The 2,989-nt window shown below is 57.2% G+C and carries 3 protein-coding genes; all 3 read right to left on the reverse strand.

All coding sequences use genetic code 11. The features are described from left to right. Positions 1-795: 795 nt before the first annotated feature. Positions 796-1,614 carry a carboxypeptidase-like regulatory domain-containing protein gene (locus M3436_20305; protein MDQ3566314.1) on the reverse strand — a complete coding sequence of 273 codons (819 nt, stop codon included), beginning with the start codon at positions 1,612-1,614 and terminating at the stop codon, positions 796-798. Further along, on the reverse strand, positions 1,614-2,540 hold the full coding sequence (locus tag M3436_20310; protein MDQ3566315.1) for an alpha/beta hydrolase: 927 nt from the start codon (positions 2,538-2,540) through the stop codon (positions 1,614-1,616). Before M3436_20310 ends, M3436_20305 begins: the two co-directional genes overlap by 1 nt. A 96-nt stretch (positions 2,541-2,636) precedes the next feature. Next, the coding region (locus tag M3436_20315; protein ID MDQ3566316.1) for a hypothetical protein at positions 2,637-2,989 on the reverse strand (353 nt) is incomplete at its 5' end.

Consider the following 2,989-nt stretch of genomic DNA (forward strand, 5'->3'; position numbering starts at 1 on the left):
GAAGTGATACCCACCCTGGCCACCGCCGGTGCCGCTGATCGTTTCGGGGCCGATGCCTCCCGTGGCGCAATTCACGTCGCCGCCGTGAGTGAAGCCTTCGGAGCTCTCATCGGGATCGACGTAGCCACTCGGGGTGGCGAGGGTAAGGCCGAAGGCGGAAGCCGAAGGTGAGAAAGGGACGTGATTTCATAAGGGGAGTTCGATAGGGAAGGGAATGCTCCTTGGGGCGGGGTTCAGGGGAGTTCGAGAACCAGCGATGTGGTGGCGCTGGGGGGCCGGCGGGGCGATACAACTCAACGGTATGTTGAGGAACGTCAAGAAACCTTTCAGAGAATCTGATTACGCGAAGCGGAGATCGCACCGCGTCGGTCCTGCGCCACAGATCAAATTAAACGGCGCAACGCCGCGGAACCTCTCGCTGGTCGGCCTCGGCACGCGGCCACTCTCCCGCTTCTTGTGGAGTGATCAAGTCCTGATCAGGCGGAGCACTGCCACGCGCTGGCTAGCTCCGCCAAGGTTTGTCAGGCTAAAACGCTGCATAAACACCTCCGTGGGTGGCAAACCGCAGCCGGCCGTCGTCGCCGGCGAATTCGAAAACTCCTTCCTTGAAACCCGCTTTCGGCACGATCAGCAGCGTCCCGATGTGATAGAGAGTCGGATCAAAGAGACGCCTCGATCAGCGGATCATTGTGAGCACAAGCCGATTCATGAACCTCGCGTCGATCTCAGTTCTTCTCGCGCTCACCGCCCTCCCATTGGCAGTCATGTTCTGTCCATCACAACTGAACACTCGCTCTATCTCTCCGTCCCCTTAAAGCGCCTCATTAACCGGGCGCTGCCGACCCCTTCGAAGACCACCGCCCAATCAAACGGTTGAGTGACGGTCGTAGCTCGCGTAATACTCACCGCAAGGTCTCCAACCGGCGGGTCGCCAGCTTTCTTCGCTCCAGTCATTAAATTAATGTAATTTCGCGTGCCATCGGGTTTTACTCCGTAGAGTGTTTGTCGAGTGATGAGCTGCTCTGGCACCCCCATTTTTCGCAGCCGGAAGATAACAGGATTGTCAGGTTCGGGACGATGATAGTTCCTTTCGAAGAAGGCGGCGTACTCGAAGTCAGTTCGGTGTTTTAAGGCGCGGTAGCCTTCCTTAGTAACCTTGACCTGTAAAACCTTACCGTGAACACCTCCAAGTGAGAAACGGCCGCGTGCGTCGCTCGCCGTTTCCGCATACGCCGTCCCGGCAGGAGAAGCGTCATTCCACTGGAACCTGACGCGTGCGGCTTCCACTGGATTGCCGCTTTCATCAATCACTACACCGTAAAAGCTGATTGGCATTTTCCACTCAAATGTTGGATCGATCCGCCTTTGCTCATTCCACCATTGCCAGCGCAGATCAGTTGGCTCGTAAGGCCCGCCCGGCTGTTGGGCACCAGGCGCCGGGAGTGCCGATCGCACCGACGCCGCAGCTGGCGCACGCATGTAACTGCTAGTAGACCTCTCTGCTGCAGGTCCAGTCGCCCTGTTGAGGCTCCTGTTCATTCCCCGAAAGAACAGCGCAAGAAGGACAGCAACGATGAGGAAAATGGCACCGGCGACGATTGCGGGACGATTCATTATTGAGCTTCAAGAAGGCCAAGCCTGGTGCCCAGCGTGCGGTAAAAGTCGGAAAGCACTTGGATACGCCGATTAAACTGGCCGCTGTGGTCGTAATCGGCGCTGGTAAACCCGTATTCCTCATCCCGCAGATCGACGTCACTTCCAACGCTTCCGCGGGTCGCCCCGTCCGCACCCACAGCCTTGGATCGGGGTCGCGCGACGAAAGCCATCATCTCGTGGTGTTGTGTGATATAGCGGATGATCGAGGGAGGATTACCGCCATCGGTAAGCCGTCCGCGCTGTTGAACGGCAGCCGATGGCTCATAGACGTAGTACCTAAAGGGAAAGGCAAGGCTGTCCGGTTTGTAGTCTTGCTGGTTCGCCTCCCAGTTCGTTTCCAGACCATACGTCCTCCCGGTAGCCAGCGCAAAATCGAGGCTGTTATGAAAGTTGACCAAGTTCCCGCTGACCCCTTTCAGCGTGCCGCGATAGCCCAAATCCGGATCCGCGAAATCGGGTGTTGGCTTGTTCGCTTCTACGCTCCAGAACCGCGCATAACCGTTGATTCCTCCGGTTGTCTGGTCACCACTTTCGTCGTAACATCCCGCCGGGACCGCTGCCTGCATCAAGGCATAGTTCTCGATGGCCATTCCTGATAGCAGAGCCGAACCAGTGACAATGTTGCCCATGCTGTGCGCGGCAACGTTTTTGCGATAGTCACTCGGCAAGCTGGCTACATACTGTGTAAGAGCCGGCCCGTATTTCCACCCGCGATACTCACTGGTGTTATAGCTGCTGGCGCCGGTGAGGGTTGGCCAGCGGAAGGAGCAATAGCGACCTTTGTAGCCCTGCCACCAAAGACGCTTGAAAAGAGTTTCTGAGAAGCTGATCGCGCTGTTGTAATCCACGTTCCATCCGTGGACAAAGACCACGCATTTCTTCACCTCATCCTCATCAGGTGGGAAGGAGTCATCCGGCGAAGAGGAACGGAGCTGGTCAGTCGTGAATAATGGAAACACAGGCGCGGGTGGGAAGAGGAGCTAGCGATCCGAAGCTTGCGCCGTCACGCCTGGCTCCAGGTTCCGCGAGCCGCTTGGGTTGACGTAAACGCGCACGTCGATTGCAGCCTGATCATTGTATTTTACCAGCACATCCGCGTTGACTCGCGCATACAGCTTTCCGTCCCGGCTTTGCACGAAGAAGGTTTTCTGAAGCTGGGAACGCCATCGGGGATCAGTCGCGTCCATATGATATCGCAGCGTGGATTGATAACCTTCCTCCGGAGCTTCAAACTGAGCCTTGTCCTCAGCCTCGATTAACCGGGCGCTGCCGACCCCTTCGAAGACCACCGCCCAATCAAACGGTTGAGTGACGGTCGTAGCTCGCGTAATAC

This window comes from Pseudomonadota bacterium, from assembly GCA_030859565.1.
GTDB lineage: Bacteria > Pseudomonadota > Gammaproteobacteria > JACCXJ01 > JACCXJ01 > USCg-Taylor.